Source organism: Stagnimonas sp. FW305-C-60 (assembly GCF_058782965.1).
Genome location: NZ_JBYSYF010000005.1, coordinates 86,937 through 101,347, shown reverse-complemented (window position 1 = coordinate 101,347; position 14,411 = coordinate 86,937). Strand labels below are relative to the sequence as shown.

16 protein-coding genes are annotated in these 14,411 nt (G+C 68.7%); 8 read left to right on the top strand and 8 right to left on the bottom strand.

The window, feature by feature from the left end; translation table 11 throughout:
• The first annotated feature begins 109 nt into the window (after window positions 1–109).
• Complete coding sequence (gene ligA / locus AC3WT6_RS14375; RefSeq protein ID WP_492654291.1) at window positions 110–2,182, top strand: NAD-dependent DNA ligase LigA; 2,073 nt, start codon at window positions 110–112, stop codon at window positions 2,180–2,182.
• Window positions 2,183–2,197: 15 nt separating this feature from the next.
• On the opposite strand, the gene AC3WT6_RS14370 is transcribed toward ligA, so the two are convergent.
• The 3 genes from AC3WT6_RS14370 to ispZ are packed head-to-tail and all read right to left on the bottom strand — an operon-like array spanning window position 2,198 to window position 3,314.
• Window positions 2,198–2,464: a BolA family protein gene (locus AC3WT6_RS14370; RefSeq protein ID WP_492654290.1), complete on the bottom strand. Its 267-nt coding sequence runs from the start codon at window positions 2,462–2,464 to the stop codon at window positions 2,198–2,200.
• Window positions 2,461–2,763 (bottom strand): YciI family protein, encoded by a 303-nt coding sequence (locus tag AC3WT6_RS14365; protein WP_492654289.1) that lies wholly within the window; start codon window positions 2,761–2,763, stop codon window positions 2,461–2,463. Before AC3WT6_RS14365 ends, AC3WT6_RS14370 begins: the two co-directional genes overlap by 4 nt.
• On the bottom strand, window positions 2,763–3,314 hold the full coding sequence (gene ispZ, locus AC3WT6_RS14360; protein WP_492654288.1) for a septation protein IspZ: 552 nt from the start codon (window positions 3,312–3,314) through the stop codon (window positions 2,763–2,765). Before ispZ ends, AC3WT6_RS14365 begins: the two co-directional genes overlap by 1 nt.
• A gap of 31 nt (window positions 3,315–3,345) precedes the next feature.
• Between ispZ and AC3WT6_RS14355 the strand changes: the two genes are divergently transcribed.
• The 7 genes from AC3WT6_RS14355 to AC3WT6_RS14325 all read left to right on the top strand — a co-directional run bounded on the left by AC3WT6_RS14355 (window position 3,346) and on the right by AC3WT6_RS14325 (window position 10,536).
• The gene (locus tag AC3WT6_RS14355; RefSeq protein ID WP_492654287.1) at window positions 3,346–3,972 is read left to right on the top strand and encodes an L-threonylcarbamoyladenylate synthase; all 627 of its coding nucleotides are present in this window, start codon (window positions 3,346–3,348) and stop codon (window positions 3,970–3,972) included.
• A 234-nt stretch (window positions 3,973–4,206) separates the two neighbouring features.
• Complete coding sequence (locus AC3WT6_RS14350) at window positions 4,207–4,866, top strand: site-2 protease family protein (protein ID WP_492654286.1); 660 nt, start codon at window positions 4,207–4,209, stop codon at window positions 4,864–4,866.
• An 11-nt stretch (window positions 4,867–4,877) separates the two neighbouring features.
• Entirely contained in the window at window positions 4,878–5,879 is a 1,002-nt protein-coding gene (gene trpS / locus AC3WT6_RS14345) for a tryptophan--tRNA ligase (protein WP_492654285.1), read from the top strand.
• Complete coding sequence (locus AC3WT6_RS14340) at window positions 5,876–6,748, top strand: segregation and condensation protein A (protein WP_492654284.1); 873 nt, start codon at window positions 5,876–5,878, stop codon at window positions 6,746–6,748. The genes trpS and AC3WT6_RS14340 overlap by 4 nt, the downstream gene beginning before the upstream one ends.
• A complete protein-coding gene (gene scpB, locus AC3WT6_RS14335) occupies window positions 6,745–7,464 on the top strand; it encodes an SMC-Scp complex subunit ScpB (RefSeq protein WP_492654283.1) in 720 nt (239 codons plus the stop codon). Before AC3WT6_RS14340 ends, scpB begins: the two co-directional genes overlap by 4 nt.
• Window positions 7,465–7,546: 82 nt before the next feature.
• The gene (locus AC3WT6_RS14330) at window positions 7,547–9,499 is read left to right on the top strand and encodes a pseudouridine synthase (RefSeq protein ID WP_492654282.1); all 1,953 of its coding nucleotides are present in this window, start codon (window positions 7,547–7,549) and stop codon (window positions 9,497–9,499) included.
• Window positions 9,500–9,693: 194 nt separating this feature from the next.
• On the top strand, window positions 9,694–10,536 hold the full coding sequence (locus AC3WT6_RS14325; protein WP_492654281.1) for a sulfotransferase family protein: 843 nt from the start codon (window positions 9,694–9,696) through the stop codon (window positions 10,534–10,536).
• 3 nt (window positions 10,537–10,539) lie between these two features.
• On the opposite strand, the gene AC3WT6_RS14320 is transcribed toward AC3WT6_RS14325, so the two are convergent.
• From AC3WT6_RS14320 to AC3WT6_RS14300, 5 genes are read right to left on the bottom strand one after another with little or no spacing between them, the layout of a single operon-like run.
• Window positions 10,540–11,286 carry an SDR family NAD(P)-dependent oxidoreductase gene (locus AC3WT6_RS14320; RefSeq protein WP_492654280.1) on the bottom strand — a complete coding sequence of 249 codons (747 nt, stop codon included), beginning with the start codon at window positions 11,284–11,286 and terminating at the stop codon, window positions 10,540–10,542.
• A complete protein-coding gene (locus tag AC3WT6_RS14315; RefSeq protein ID WP_492654279.1) occupies window positions 11,283–11,954 on the bottom strand; it encodes an HAD family hydrolase in 672 nt (223 codons plus the stop codon). Before AC3WT6_RS14315 ends, AC3WT6_RS14320 begins: the two co-directional genes overlap by 4 nt.
• Window positions 11,951–12,694: a bifunctional 2-polyprenyl-6-hydroxyphenol methylase/3-demethylubiquinol 3-O-methyltransferase UbiG gene (ubiG, locus tag AC3WT6_RS14310; RefSeq protein ID WP_492654278.1), complete on the bottom strand. Its 744-nt coding sequence runs from the start codon at window positions 12,692–12,694 to the stop codon at window positions 11,951–11,953. The genes AC3WT6_RS14315 and ubiG overlap by 4 nt, the downstream gene beginning before the upstream one ends.
• Complete coding sequence (locus AC3WT6_RS14305) at window positions 12,691–13,026, bottom strand: antibiotic biosynthesis monooxygenase family protein (protein WP_492654277.1); 336 nt, start codon at window positions 13,024–13,026, stop codon at window positions 12,691–12,693. Before AC3WT6_RS14305 ends, ubiG begins: the two co-directional genes overlap by 4 nt.
• A complete protein-coding gene (locus AC3WT6_RS14300) occupies window positions 13,023–14,348 on the bottom strand; it encodes a TRZ/ATZ family hydrolase (RefSeq protein WP_492654276.1) in 1,326 nt (441 codons plus the stop codon). Before AC3WT6_RS14300 ends, AC3WT6_RS14305 begins: the two co-directional genes overlap by 4 nt.
• Between the last annotated feature and the right edge of the window lie 63 nt (window positions 14,349–14,411).

The window sequence follows — 14,411 nt, the reverse complement described above, 5'->3', positions numbered from 1 at the left end:
GGCGTCATGCGCTGCTCGCAATCCTCACGTACTTGAGTACGCTGCGGTTGCTGCGCTGCTATTCCTTGCATCAGGCCATGCTCGCTACGATTTCTTCGCAAGCTCAATCATGAGTACGCCAGCCGCCCGTGCCGAGGTGCTGCGGGCGCAGCTCAACGAGCACAACCACCGTTACTACGTCCTCGACGATCCGAGCATTTCGGACGCCGAGTACGACCGCCTGTTCGCTGAATTGCAGGCCATTGAGGCCGCGCATCCCGAGCTGCTGAGGCCGGACTCGCCGACCCAGCGGGTGGGCGGCGCGCCGCTGCGGGAATTCGCCGAGGTACGGCACCGCCTGCCGATGCAGTCGCTGCGCAAGTGCAACGACGAAGAGGAGTTGCGCGACTTCGACCGCCGTGTCTGCGAGACTCTGGCCATCTCGGAGGCCGGCTACACCGGCGAACCCAAGCTCGATGGCCTGGCGGTGTCGCTGATCTACGAACAGGGGCGGCTGATCCGCGGCGCCACCCGTGGCGACGGCGAGACCGGCGAGGACATCACCGAGAACCTGCGCACGATCCGCAGCATCCCCTTGCAGTTGCGTGGCGCCGTGCCGCCGCTGCTGGAGGTGCGTGGCGAGGTCTATCTGCCCTGGGACGGGTTCCGGCGCATGGTCGAAGAGGCCACGGCGCGCGGCGAGAAGGTGCCGGTGAATCCGCGCAACGCCGCCGCCGGCAGCCTGCGCCAGCTCGATCCGCGCATTACCGCCCAGCGGCCACTGGCCTTCACCGCCTATGCCGTCGGCTACAGCGAGGGCTGGCAGGCGCCACGCCTGCATTCGGAAGCGCTGGAGCAGTTGCGCACCTGGGGTTTCCCGGTGTCGCGGCTGGTCGAGCGGCTGGTCGGGGTCGAGGGCTGCCTGCGCTACTTCGAGAAGATCGGTGCGCGGCGCGCGCAGCTCGGTTTCGACATCGACGGCGTGGTGTTCAAGCTCGACGATCTCGCCGGCCGCGAGGAACTGGGTTCGGTAACCCGTGAGCCGCGCTGGGCCTGCGCCTACAAGTTCGCGGCGGAAGAGGCCGAGACGCTGCTGGAAAAAGTCGAATTCCAGGTCGGCCGCACCGGCGCGCTGACGCCGGTGGCGCGGCTCAAGCCGGTGTTCGTCGGCGGCGCGACCGTCTCCAATGCCACGCTGCACAACATGGACGAGGTCGAGCGCAAGGACGTGCGGGTGGGCGATACCGTCATCGTCCGCCGCGCCGGCGACGTGATTCCGGAGGTGCTGGGCGTGCGACTGCCGGATGAGGCCGCGCGGTTGGCCCACGAGGCGAGGCCCAGGATCGAGCTAGTGCCGGCCTGCCCGGTCTGCGGTGGCAAGGTCGAGCGCGTCGAGGGCGAGGTCATCGCCCGCTGCACCAATGGGCTGTCCTGCCGCGCCCAGCTGCACGGCGCGCTGATCCACTTCGTCGGCCGCAAGGCGATGGACATCGAGGGCCTGGGCGAAAAGCTGCTGGCCCAGTTGATCGACACCGGCCGCGTCGCCTCGGCGGCCGACATCTACACGCTGACCGTCGAGGAACTGGCCGGGTTGGAGCGGATGGGCGAGAAGTCCGCCGCCAACGTCGTCGAGGCCATCGCCCGCAGCAAGCAGAGCAGCTTCCAGCGCTTCCTGTTCGCGCTCGGCTGTCCGCAGATCGGCGAGACCACGGCGCGCGATCTGGCCCGTCACTTCGGTAGCTTGGAGGCGCTCTACGCCGCCGCCGAGGCCGATGCGCCCACCGAACACGATGCGGCGCTGAAGGACAAGGACCGCTTCCCGCTGCTGCGCGCGGTGCCGGACGTCGGCCCGACCGTCGCTGCGCACGTGGTGCATTTCTTCACCGAGCCGCGCAACCGCGCGGTGATCGCCGCCCTGGTCGCCGCCGGCATCGAATGGCCGGCCCCGAAAGCGGCGGCGCAAGGCGTGCTCACGGGCAAGACCCTGGTGATCACCGGCAGCTTGCCCGGCGGGGTGTCACGCGAACAGGCCACCGCCCTGATCGAGGCCCAGGGTGGCAAGGTCTCGGGCAGCGTGTCGAAGAACACCGACTTCCTGCTCGCCGGCGAGGCGGCCGGCTCCAAGCTCGCGAAGGCGGAGAAGCTCGGCGTGCCGGTGCTGGACTGGGCGGCCTTGCAGACGTTGCTGGCAAGCGCGGGCTGAGGCACCTGCGCCGGATCAGCCCGGCGGCCGCGCCTCGATGGCCAGGGCGTGGATGTCGGTCTGCATCAGCTCGCCCAGCGCCGCGTAGACCGCGCGGTGGCGCGCCAAGAGCGGCTGGCCACTGAAAGTCGCGGAAACCAGGCGCACCCGGAAATGCCCGCGACCACTGGCGGCGCCGGCATGGCCGAGGTGCTGCGCGCTGTCGTCCTGCACCTCGATGTCGGCGTCGGGGAATGCCTCCCGTAGCGCCGCCTCGATGCGCGCGACGCGGCTCGCGCTCATTCCGGAAAAGTCTTGACGAAGGGCTGCACCAGCACCTGCTCGAACACGCCTTCCAGCGCGTAGGGGTCGGCGGCTGCCCAGGCTTCGGCCTCGGCGAGGCTGGCGAACTCGGCGACGATCAGGCTGCCGTTGAAGCCGGCCTCGTTGGCGGCGCTGGCGTCGATCTTGGGACGCGGGCCAGCCAGCAGCAGGCGGCCCTGCGCTTGCAGCACGCGCAAGCGCTCGACGTGCGCGGGGCGGGCCAGCTTGCGCCTGGGCAGGGCGTCGGGAGCGTCCTGGCCGAGAATCATGTAGAGCATCACTTCTTCTCCGCGCCGTCCTGTTCCTGCACCAGATAGCGGCTGAGGAAGGGCAGGTGGGCAAACATGAAGGCCATCATGATCAGCGAGAAGCCAAAGGCCTTGAGCTTGACCCAGGTGGCCTCGTCGAAATGATGGGCGACGTAGTAGTTGAGCACCGCGCAGAACAGGAAGAACGCGGCCCAGGCCAGGTTCACCCGCTTCCAGACCGCGTCCGGCATCACCAGCATCTTCTGCGGGATGCGCTGCAGCAGCACCTTGTCGCCGACCAGATGGCTGCCCAGCAGGGCAGCGGCGAACAGCGTGTAGACCACGCTGGGCTTGAGCTTGATGAAATCGGGATCGCGGAAGGCGAGGGTGATGCCGCCCAGAACCAGGGCGACCAGGGCGCCGATGAAATGCGCCTTGTGCAGCTTGCGGCTGATCAGCCAGTGGCCGGCGACGGTGACGAACATCGCGGCAATCAGTACGCCGGTGGCGAGGTAGATGTCGCCGAAATAATAGGCGCCGATGAAGGCGATGGCGGGCAGCAGATCGAGCAGGGTTTTCATCCCGCGATTGTAGCTGGGCCTACAATGTGGGATGCCTGCCGAATTCCTAGAACTGCATCCGGTCAACCCGCAGAAGCGCCTGCTCGCCCAGGCCGCCGAGCAGCTGCGCCGTGGCGCGGTGATCGCCTATCCCACCGACTCCTGCTACGCCCTCGGCTGCCAGCTCGACGACAAGGCCGCTGCCGAGCGGCTGCGGCGCATCCGCGACTTCGACAAGCACCACCAGTTCACCCTGGTCTGCCGCGACCTCTCGGAGATTTCCCACTACGCGCGCGTCGACAACTGGCAGTTCCGCATCCTCAAGCTGCTCACGCCCGGCCCCTACACCTTCATCCTGCCAGCCTCCAAGGAGCTGCCCAAGCGCCTGAGCCATGAAAAGCGCAAGACCATCGGCATCCGCGTGCCCGAGCATGTGGTGGCGCAGTCGCTGCTGGAAGCCTTGGGCGGGCCGCTGATCTCCTGCACCCTGCAGTTTCCCGGCGAGGATCAGCCGGTGAGCGAGCCGCAGGACGCCGAGAAGCAGTTGCTGCACTCGGTGGATCTGGTGCTGGATGCCGGCAACTGCGGTCTCACGCCGACCACGGTGATCGACCTCTCCGGCGACGCGCCGGTGCTGGTGCGCCAGGGGCGTGGCGACGTTTCTATGCTCGGGCTCTGAGTTCGGTAAGGGCGGGTCGCAGCGCGACCCTGTGAGGGCGCCGACTGCGCTGCGCTGGTCGGCTGTGAGGTCGCTCGGCTGCGCCTCGCTGTGAGGGAAAAGCTCAAACGAGTGGTCTATCCGTGCTTGTCCCTCACAGGGACGCGCAGCGGCCCGCCCTCACAGCGGGGAGCGTAGCGAACCCGCGCCCTCACAGGCGGCGGAGCCGCCGCCCTCAGCCCGTATAATGCGGCCATGCCTGAACTAATTCCCCTCGCCCAGAAGATCGCCGTCTGGGCGCTGCCCGTGCTGTTCGCCATCACCCTGCACGAGGTGGCGCATGGCTATGTTGCGCGTCACCTGGGCGACAACACCGCCGCCGCGCAGGGGCGGCTGTCGCTCAATCCGATCAAGCACATCGACCCGATCGGCACCTTGCTGGTGCCGGCGCTGCTGTTGCTCCTGGGCGGCTTCCTGTTCGGCTGGGCCAAGGCGGTGCCGGTCAATTACCGCAACCTGAAGAACCCCAAGCGCGACATGGCCATCGTCGCCGTCGCCGGTCCGGCGGTGAATCTGGTGATGGCCCTGGGCTGGGCGCTGCTGCTGAAAATCGCCCTGAGCCAGGACGTCAGCGCCGGCATCTGGCTGGGTGTGGCGCAAATGAGCATCGCCGGCATCAGCATCAACCTGGTGCTGATGGTGCTCAACCTGCTGCCGATGCCGCCGCTGGACGGTGGCCGGGTGGCGGTCGGCCTGCTGCCGATGAAGCAGGCCATCGCACTCTCCAAGCTGGAGCCCTACGGCCTGGTGATTCTCATTGTGCTGATGGCCACCGGCATCCTCAGCAAGATTCTTGGCCCCCTGGTGGGCATCAGCCAAACCCTCATCCTGGGCCTGTTCGGCATCCAGGCCTAGCGCGCTTCATCATGTCCAACAGCAAACCCATCGTCCTCTCCGGCATCCAGCCTTCCGGCAAGCTCACCATCGGCAACTACCTGGGCGCGCTCAAGAACTGGGTGCCGCTGTCGGAGCTGTACTCCTGCTACTACATGCTGGTGGACCTGCACGCGATCACCGTGCGCCAGGACCCGGTGGTGCTGCGCGAGCGCTGCTACGAATTCCTGGCGCTGTACATCGCCTGTGGCCTGGACCCGGCGAAGAACACCCTGTTCGTGCAGAGCCATGTCGGCGCCCACGCGCGCCTGGGCTGGATCCTCAACTGCTACACGCAGATGGGCGAGCTCAACCGCATGACCCAGTTCAAGGACAAATCCGCAAAGCACGCCGACAACATCAACGCGGGCCTGTTCGACTACCCGGTGCTGATGGCGGCCGACATCCTGCTCTACCAGGCCCATCAGGTGCCGGTGGGCGACGACCAGAAGCAGCATCTGGAGCTGGCCCGCGACATCGCCCAGCGCTTCAATGGCCTCTACGGCGAGGTGTTCACCGTGCCGGAGCCGATGATCCCGCCAGTGGGTGCGCGGGTGATGGGCCTGCAGAACCCGACCGCGAAAATGAGCAAGTCCGGCGACGCCGAGACCGACGCCATCTATCTGCTCGACGCACCCGACGTGGTCACCCGCAAGATCAAGCGCGCGGTCACCGACCTGGGCAGCGAGATCCGCTTTGACATCGCCGAGAAGCCGGGCGTCTCCAACCTGATGTCCATCCTCGGCGCGATCAAGGGCGAGAGCTTCGACAGCATCGCCGCGCGCTATGTCGGCAAGGGCTATGGCCACTTCAAGGCCGAGGTCGCCGAGGCGGTGGTGGAATGTCTGAAACCCATCCAGGCCCACTACGCCAGCATCCGCGAAGACGTGCCCGGCCTGCGCAAGGTGCTGCGCACCGGCGCCGATGCCGCCGCCGCTCAGGCCGACGCCACGCTCAAGCGCGTGCACGAGGCGCTGGGGTTCATCCCGGAATGAGCGAGACCGAAGCCAGCCTGATCGAGCCTGCTCCGGAGGTGCTGGCCGCGCATCCGGTCAAGGTGCACGGCCAGTTGCTGGAGAAGATGCCGGACGACCTCTACATCCCGCCGGATGCGCTGGAGGTGGTGCTGGAGGCCTTCGAGGGTCCGCTGGACTTGCTGCTGTACCTGATCCGCCGGCAGAACCTCGACATCCTCGACATCCCGGTGCTGACCATCACCAAGCAGTACGTGCAGTACATCCAGCTGATGCAGGGTCTGCGCCTGGAGCTGGCTGCCGAGTACCTGGTGATGGCCGCGCTGCTGGCCGAGATCAAGAGCCGCATGCTGCTGCCCAAGCCGGTCGCCGAGACCGACGAGGGCGGCGACCCGCGTATGGAGCTGGTGCGCCGGCTGCAGGAGTACGAGCGCTTCAAGACCGCCGCCGAGAACCTCGACGGCCTGCCGCGCCTGGGCCGCGACTGGCACCTGGCCTCGGCCAAGCCGGAAGAGATCAAGCTGGAACGGCCGCTGCCGACGCCGCATCTGCGCGAGCTGCTGCTGGCGCTGCGGGATGTCCTGCAGCGCGCCGAGCTGTTCAGCCGCCACCAGGTGGCGCGCGAGCCGCTGTCGGTGCGCGAGCGCATGAGCCGGGTGCTGGAGCATGTGAAGAACCACGGCGCCTGCGAGCTGCGCGATCTGGTCGATCTCTCCGAGGGCAAGGCCGGCGTGGTGGTGGTGTTGCTGGCGATCCTGGAACTGACCAAGCTGGCGCTGATCGACCTGGTGCAGGATGCCCCGTTCGCGCCGGTGCTGATCGACGTTGGCCGTCCGCGCGAGGGTATGGATGCCGATGGCGAGTGGACCGAAGAGGCGAGCTACGAATGAACGAGATGGAAGATCAACCGGAACTCGAAGCGGCCGAGACGGCGGAAGCCCAGGTCGCCGCGCCCAGCCACGATCTCGAGCGCCTGTCGCGCTTGGTCGAGGCCCTGTTGCTGGCGGCCGACCAGCCGCTGAGCCTGGACGCGCTGGTGAAGCTGCTGGCGCCGGATGCGCCCATCGGCCGCCGCGAACTGCGGCTGGCGCTGGAGCGTCTGGAACAGCGCCTGGCCGACAGCGCCGCCGAGCTGCGCGAGGTGGCAAGCGGCTGGCGCATCCAGGTCAAGGCCGACTACGCGGAAGTGGTGGCGCGGCTCTGGCAGGAAAAGCCGCCCAAGCTCACCCGCGCCCTGCTCGAAACCCTGGCGCTGATCTGCTACCGCCAGCCGATCACCCGCGGCGAGATCGAGGAGATTCGTGGCGTCGCGGTGTCGCCCAACATCCTCAAGACCCTGATCGAGCGCGGCTGGATCCGCGAGGTCGGCGTACGCGAAACCCCGGGCCGGCCCAGCCTGTTCGGCACCGCGCCGCAGTTGCTCGACGATCTTGGCCTGCGCTCGCTGGACCAGCTGCCCTCACTGCCCGAGATCAAGGACATGGAGCAGTTGGAAGCCGCGCTCAGCCGCCTCGCCGGCCAGCCGCTGGAGATCGCGGTGGCTGAGGCCGAGGAGCCGGCACCGGTGATCGAGACCGATCCGCCCGCCGACGTCACCATTCACTGAACGCGGCACCGGCGTAGACGCGGCGCCGTCCGCGTCCACCCATTTCTTTACACGCCGAGAGGCGTCAACCGGGATACACCCCATGTCCGAACGCATCCAGAAGTACCTCTCCAATCTTGGCTACGGCTCGCGCCGGGAGGTCGAGGACTGGATCGTCGAAGGCCGCCTGGTGGTCAACGGCCAGCCGGCCGAAATCGGCCAGAAGATCGACGAGAGCGATGCCGTCAAGCTCGACGGCAAGCGGCTCTCGCTCAAGGGCGGCAACGAGCCCCTCAAGGTGCTGATCTACAAGAAGCGCACCGGGGAGATGGTCACCCGCGAAGACCCGGAAGGCCGGCGCACGGTGTTCCGCAAGCTGCCTGACCTGGAAACCGGGCGCTGGATCGCGGTCGGCCGTCTGGACGTCAATACCTCCGGCCTCTTGCTGATGACCAATCACGGCGAGCTGGCGCGGCGGTTGATGCACCCCAGCTTTGAGCAGAAGCGCGAGTACGCGGTGCGCGCGCTGGGCGAGCTGCCGGAAGGCTTCATGCAGCGCCTGCAGGCTGGCGTGCAACTGGAAGACGGCCCGGCGCATTTCGAGTCGATCCGCTTCGGCGACAACGAGATCGAGGACGACGAGTCGGAGGGCGAGGGCAGCGGTGGCCGCGCCAACCACTGGTTCATCGTCACCATCGCCGAGGGCCGCCACCGCGAGGTGCGGCGGCTGTTTGAGTCGCAGGGCCTCACCGTCAACCGCCTGATCCGCACCGCCTATGGGCCGATCAAGCTCGGCCGCGGCATCAAGAGTGGCAGCTACCGCGAGGCCACCCGCGACGAGATCCACAAGCTGCTCGACGCCGTCGGCATGGACCACAGCGAGGCGCTGCCGGAGCGGGTGCGGGAATCGCACCGCGCTAAGAGCGAGTTTCCGCAGGGCGGCAAGCCCAAGGCCGCCGGTCCCAAGCCGCAGTTCAAGTCCGGAGCCGAGGGCTGGAGCAAGGCCAGCCGCGACGAGCGCAAGCAGATCGAACGCACCGAGCGCTTCGAGATGAAGCGCGATGCCGCCGTCCCGGCTCGTCCGCCCAGCGCCTACGAAGCCAGCGCCAAGCCCAAGGCCGGCAAGCCCAGCCCCTGGCGCAAGGACGCCGCCAGCGCCGCACCGGCCAGTACCGGTGGCGAGCCGCAGCAGTTCAAGGCGCGCGGCTTTGGCGCCAAGTCCGAGCGCAGCTATGCCGAGCGTGGCGACAGCGCGCCGGCGCCACGCCGTCGCGAGGCAGCCACTGAGCGCCCCTACGCGCCGCGCGGCGAAGGCGCCGCGCGTCCGGCCTATGGCAAGAAGCCCTATGGCGAGCGTGCGGCCACCGGCGGCGAACGCCCGGCCTACAAGCCGCGCGCCGCGCGCGAAGACGGCGCCGCCCGTCCCGCCTATGCCAAGAAGCCCTACGGTGATCGGCCGGCCCGTGCCGGCGAGGGCGAGCGCCCCGCGTTCAAGCCGCGCTTTGCGCGCGAGGAGTCCGGCGCCCGTCCGGCCTACGGCAAGAAGCCTTACGGCGAGCGTGCCGCGACCGGCGGCGAACGTCCGGCTTACAAGCCGCGCGCCGCGCGCGAGGACGGCGCGGCGCGTCCGGCCTACGCCAAGAAAACCTACGGTGAACGCCCGGCCCGTGCCGGCGAGGGCGAGCGCCCCGCGTTCAAGCCGCGCTTCTCCGGCGAAGCCGCCGGCGCCCGCCCGGCCTATGGCAAGAAGCCCTATGGCGAGCGGGCTGCCGCTGGTGGAGAGCGTCCGGCCTACAAGCCGCGCGCGCCGCGTGAAGAAGGCGCCGCGCGTCCGGCCTATGCCAAGAAGCCCTACGGTGAGCGCCCGGCGGGTGCTCGTCCCTTTGGCAAACCGGCTGGCGAAGGCGGTGGCTACCGGGGCAGCAAGCCGGAGGCGGCGCGGGCGGCGCCCAAGAAGACTTTGCAGCGCTACACCGTGCGTGACGGCCAGGCCGCCAGCGGCAACGGCAAGCCCAAGCTGGGCTTGCGCGGCAAGAAGAAGGGTGACGAGGACTAGACCCAGCTCGGGTTCTGGGCAGTCTCCAAACCCGGCGCTGGTCGCCGGGTTTTTTATGCCCGCTGTAAACCTCCGCGCCGGCCACCCGTTGGTTTCTCAACTGAATGTCAATTCGATCTAGGGATGGAACCTATTGATCTCAGGCCCGGGGCTTGAAGCCCCCGCGTAAGTCTCTTACGAGGTCCGGCCCGATCATGAAACCATCCGCCGCCGCTGCGCCGTTGATCTTCCTGCACGTGCCGAAGACCGGCGGCACCACCCTCAATACGGTGATCAACCGCCAGTTCGGGCCGGGGCAGTCCTATGCGATCCGCAGTGCCGACATCGCCGGCAGCGTCGAGCGGCTCAAGGCCATGCCGGCGGAGCAACGCGCCGGTATCCGTCTTCTGCGGGGTCATCAGGCCTTTGGCCTGCACGAATTCCTGGCCCCGGGCGCGCGCTATCTGGGCATGCTGCGGCATCCGCTGCCGCGCGTTGCCTCGCACTACAACTATGTGAAGTCCAACCCCGGCCACGATCTGCATGCCGAGTTGATGGCGCGCGGCTATGACCTCGCCGGCTACGCCTCCAGCCGGATGTGCCAGGAGCTGAGCAATGGTCAGACCCGCATGCTGGCCGGCGTCTGGGGCGACCGCGATCTGACCGAGGACGATCTGCAGCGGGCCATCGCCAACGTCGAACAGCACTTCGCCTGGCTGGGACTGGCCGAGCGCTTCGACGAGAGCCTGGTGCAACTGGCCGCGAGCCTGGGCTGGACGCGGATTTACTACCAGAAGCGCAACGTCAGCCGGGTGGACAGCGGCAGTCTGCTGGACAGCGCCGCGGCGGCGGCGATCAGCGCCGAGAACCAGTTGGATCTGGAGCTCTACGCCTACGCGCAGGCGCGCTTCGAGCGTCTGTCCGCGCCGGCGCGCCTGGCACGCCGTCTGGGTGCCGCCGGGCTGGGCTGGGGCAATCGGCTGCTGGCCGGGGTCAACACGCTGCGCGCCGGCCGCGCCGAGCAAAGCGTCGCCGCCGATAGCAACGCCCGCAGCTAGCGCCTACAGCGCCTGGCCGCTGACACCCCGGCTGTCCGGACCCAGCAACCAGAGCAGACGCCGCGCCGCCAGGTCTGGCGGCGGGGTTTCCTGCACGCCTTCGCCGGCATAGCCCTTGACCCGGATCGCGGTGCGCATCGGCCCCGGGTAATAGCTGTTGATACGGAGCTTGGGATGGGTGCTGGCGCATTCCTGCGCCCAGGTTGCCGACATGGCCTCCACCGCCGCCTTGGTGATGCCGTAGGCGCCGTGATAGGCCTTGGGCTGACGGCCGCCGGCGTCGCTGATGAACACCAGGCTGGCGTCCGGCGACTTCTCCAGCAGCGGCAGGCAGCAGCGGCTGAGCACGTAGGCGGCGGTGAGATTGGTCTGCACGCTGTCCATCCAGTCCTTGGGCGCCAGCTCCGCCAGCCGCGCGAAGCCGGTGAAGTGCGCGGCGCAGTGCACCAGACCGTCGAGGCGGCCGAACTCCGCTTCCAGGGTCTCGGCCAGGGCCAGATGATCGTTCCAGGTGGCGCCATTGAGGTTGAGCGGCACGATGCCCGGCTGCGGGCCGCCGGCCTTTTCGATGGCGTCGTAGGTCGCTTCCAGCTTCTTGATGGTGCGGCCAAGCAGGATCACCGTGGCGCCGGCCTGGGCGGCGGCGAGCGCGGTGGCCTTGCCCAGGCCATCGCCGGCGCCGGTGATCAGGATCACCCGGTCCTTGAGGCTGCCGGGCTGCGGCTGGTAGTCGGCGGGCAGGGTGCTCATGCGATCAGTTCCAGCAGGTCGATGGGGCGGGCCAGGGTCAGGTCGGCGCCCCAGGTGTGGATGGGATGGGGGCCTTCGTAGCCCCAGGCGGCGGCAACGGTGCGCATGCCGGCGGCGCGACCGGCGACGATATCGCGCTGGTCGTCACCGACGTACCAGCAGTCGCCGGGCTTGAGGCCGGCGCGCTGGCAGGCCAGTAGCAGGCCGTCCGGCGCCGGTTTGGCATTGGCGACTTCGTCGGCGCTGACCACCGCTGCGGCGCGGCGGTCCAGGCCCAGCACCGCCATCAGGGCATTGGTATAGCGCTTGGGCTTGTTGGTCATCACGCCCCAGGCCAGGCCCCGCTCGGCATAGGCGGCCAGGACCGTTTCAAAACCCTCGAACAGCGGCGAGTGGTCGGCCAGATGCTCGGCGTAGTGGGCCAGAAAGGCGTCGCGGTGGCGGGGAAAGTCCGCGTGCTCGGGCGTGATCCCCAGCGCCTTGCCCAAGAGGCCGCGCGCGCCGGCCGAGGCCACCGGACGGTAGTCGAGCAGCGGCAGGGCTGGCAGGCCCAGCGAGACGCGGACGTGGTTGGCGGCGCCGCCGAGGTCCGGTGCGGTATCGACCAGGGTGCCGTCGAGGTCGAAGAAGAAGGCGCGTGCGGCTTGCCCGGCGTTGGCGGAGCTCATGCCGGCTTCCGGCAGTGCAGGAAGTAATTGACGTCGATGTCGCTGCCCAGCCGCGCCTGCTTGCTCACCGGGTTGTAGCTCAGGCCTTTCAGCTCCACCGGCTCCAGGCCGGCGGCGCGCGCCCAGCTCGTCAGCTCGGAAGGGCGGATGAACTTGCCGTAGTCGTGCGTGCCGCGCGGCACCAGATTCAGCACGTACTCGGCGCCCAGCACCGCCAGCGCGTAGGCCTTGGGATTGCGGTTGATGGTGGACAGCACCACGTTGCCGCCCGGCTTCACCAGACTGGCGATGGCGCGCAGCACGCTGGCCGGGTCGGGGACGTGTTCGAGCATTTCCAGGCAGCAGACCAGGTCGTAGGCGGCCGGGGTTTCGGCCGCCAGGGCCTCGGCGCTGATCGCGCGGTAGCTGGGTTTTGCACCGCCGGCCCAGTGGCCGGCCAGCTCCTGTTCGAGTCCGTGCAGGCGGGCGACTTCCAGCGCCTCGTCGGCGAGGTCGATGCCGGTGGCGTTCGCGCCCCGCGCCGCCAGCGCCTCGGTGAGCAGGCCGCCGCCGCAGCCGACGTCCAGCACGGTCTTACCCTTCAAGCCGCCGCCAGCACAGGCCTCGATGTAGGCCACGCGCGGGCCGTTGATGTGGTGCAGGGCGCGCATCGGCCCGTTCGGGTCCCACCAGGTTGCGGCCTGCTTCTGGAAGTTGGCGATTTCGCCGGGATCGACGTTGCTGCTGGAGCTGTGGTTCATGGTTTCCCGTAGGCGCGTTCGACCTTGGCGACGCGCAATTCGTAGTGCTGGTACCAGCGCTCACGGCCCTGACGGCGGGCCTCGCTGTGTTCCAGTTGCTGCTTCCAGGCCAGGATCGCGGCCTCGCTTTCCCAGTAGGAGACGGTGATGCCGAAGCCGTCGGCGCCACGCGTGCTCTCCACCCCCAGATAGCCCGGCTGCTGCTGCGCCAGTTGCACCATCCGCTCGGCGGTCTCGTCATAGGCGGCACCATCGTCGGACGCGCGGGTGGAGCTGAAGATCACCGCGTAATAGGGCGGCTTCGGCGTGCGCGCGAAACGGGGATCGCTCATGGCCGGATCTTCGCCGCCCACTCGCGCGCCTTGGCGCGCAGGGTCTGCTCGTCCAGGGTGGTCAGCAGCCCGCCGCGCAGCAGCGGCTTGCCGGCGACGTAGACCTCAGACACCTGGCGACTGTTGACCGCATAGGCGAGCTGGGAGAGCACGTTGTAGACCGGCTGGGTGTTGAGCGCATCGAGGTCGACGGCGATGAAATCGGCCTGCTTGCCGGCCTTCAGCGAGCCGATCTGCTCGTCCAGGCCCAGAGCCCTGGCGCCGGCCAGGGTCGCCATGTGCAGGGCAGCCTGCGCCGGCAGGGCTTCGGCATCGCCGGCCACCGCCTTGGCCAGCAGGGCGGCGGTCTTCAGCTCGCCGAACAGGTCGAGATCGTTGTTGCTGGCGGCGCCATCGGTGCCGAGCGCGACGTTGACGCCGGCCTTGAGCAGCTTGCCGACCGGGCAGAAGCCGCTGGCGAGCTTGAGATTGCTCTCCGGGCAGTGGGCGACATGCACGCCGAACTCGGCGGCCTCGGCAATCTCCTCGTCGGTGAGCTGGGTCATGTGCACGGCGACGAAGTCGGGGCCGAGCAGGTCCAGCTCCTTCAGCCGCTGCCAGGGCCGCTTGCCGCTGGCCTGCACCGCCATCGCCACTTCGCCGGCGGTCTCGTGCACGTGCATGTGGATGCCGATGGAAAGCTCGTTGGCATAGGCGCGGATCTTGGTCAGCGGCGCGTCGCTCACCGTGTAGGGCGCGTGCGGGCCGAAGATGGTGGTCACCAGCCCACCATATTTGCTGTCGCCCTTGAGCGCGTCGTGCAGCGCCAGGCCCTTGTGGATGTACTCGTCGGCGTTGGCGGCCCAGGCGGTGGGGAAGTCCAGCACGATCAGGTTGACCACCGCGCGCATTCCGGCGGCGCTGAAGGCGGTGGCGCTGGCGTCGGGGAAGAAGTACATGTCGTTGACGCAGGTGACGCCACCGCGGATCAGCTCGGCGGCGGCCAGCGAGACGCCGTCGCGGCAGAACTCGGGCGAGACATGCGCGCCCTCGGCCGGCCAGATGTGCTCCTGCAGCCAGGTCATCAGCGGCAGGTCGTCGGCGATGCCGCGCAACAGGCTCATCGCCGCGTGGCTATGGGCATTGACCAGGCCGGGCATCAGGGCGTGACGGTCCAGCCGCAGGGTTTCCCGGGCCTGGTAGCGCTGCGCCGCCTCGGCGGCGGGCAGCAGCTCCAGGATGCGGCCGCCGTCGACGGCCAGGGCGTGCTGCTCCAGCACCAGGCCGGCGGGTTCCACCGGCACCAGCCAGCGGGGAAAGACGAGCAGATCGATGGGCTGCATGGCGGCGCCAGGGTCGTGGTGAGGGTTTGTCATGACGGCGCGAAGCGGATGACCGACAATTCG

What these genes read in the sequence shown, in the direction of transcription:
- AC3WT6_RS14365 (WP_492654289.1), bottom strand. Translation starts at nt 2,763, where the DNA reads ATGCTCTACATGATTCTCGGCCAGGACGCTCCCGACGCCCTGCCCAGG.
- AC3WT6_RS14300 (WP_492654276.1), bottom strand. Translation starts at nt 14,348, where the DNA reads ATGCAGCCCATCGATCTGCTCGTCTTTCCCCGCTGGCTGGTGCCGGTG.
- AC3WT6_RS14330 (WP_492654282.1), top strand. Translation starts at nt 7,547, where the DNA reads ATGTCCGAACGCATCCAGAAGTACCTCTCCAATCTTGGCTACGGCTCG.
- AC3WT6_RS14320 (WP_492654280.1), bottom strand. Translation starts at nt 11,286, where the DNA reads ATGAGCACCCTGCCCGCCGACTACCAGCCGCAGCCCGGCAGCCTCAAG.
- trpS (WP_492654285.1), top strand. Translation starts at nt 4,878, where the DNA reads ATGTCCAACAGCAAACCCATCGTCCTCTCCGGCATCCAGCCTTCCGGC.
- AC3WT6_RS14325 (WP_492654281.1), top strand. Translation starts at nt 9,694, where the DNA reads ATGAAACCATCCGCCGCCGCTGCGCCGTTGATCTTCCTGCACGTGCCG.
- AC3WT6_RS14370 (WP_492654290.1), bottom strand. Translation starts at nt 2,464, where the DNA reads ATGAGCGCGAGCCGCGTCGCGCGCATCGAGGCGGCGCTACGGGAGGCA.
- AC3WT6_RS14315 (WP_492654279.1), bottom strand. Translation starts at nt 11,954, where the DNA reads ATGAGCTCCGCCAACGCCGGGCAAGCCGCACGCGCCTTCTTCTTCGAC.
- AC3WT6_RS14350 (WP_492654286.1), top strand. Translation starts at nt 4,207, where the DNA reads ATGCCTGAACTAATTCCCCTCGCCCAGAAGATCGCCGTCTGGGCGCTG.
- AC3WT6_RS14355 (WP_492654287.1), top strand. Translation starts at nt 3,346, where the DNA reads ATGCCTGCCGAATTCCTAGAACTGCATCCGGTCAACCCGCAGAAGCGC.
- scpB (WP_492654283.1), top strand. Translation starts at nt 6,745, where the DNA reads ATGAACGAGATGGAAGATCAACCGGAACTCGAAGCGGCCGAGACGGCG.
- AC3WT6_RS14340 (WP_492654284.1), top strand. Translation starts at nt 5,876, where the DNA reads ATGAGCGAGACCGAAGCCAGCCTGATCGAGCCTGCTCCGGAGGTGCTG.
- ispZ (WP_492654288.1), bottom strand. Translation starts at nt 3,314, where the DNA reads ATGAAAACCCTGCTCGATCTGCTGCCCGCCATCGCCTTCATCGGCGCC.
- AC3WT6_RS14305 (WP_492654277.1), bottom strand. Translation starts at nt 13,026, where the DNA reads ATGAGCGATCCCCGTTTCGCGCGCACGCCGAAGCCGCCCTATTACGCG.
- ubiG (WP_492654278.1), bottom strand. Translation starts at nt 12,694, where the DNA reads ATGAACCACAGCTCCAGCAGCAACGTCGATCCCGGCGAAATCGCCAAC.
- ligA (WP_492654291.1), top strand. Translation starts at nt 110, where the DNA reads ATGAGTACGCCAGCCGCCCGTGCCGAGGTGCTGCGGGCGCAGCTCAAC.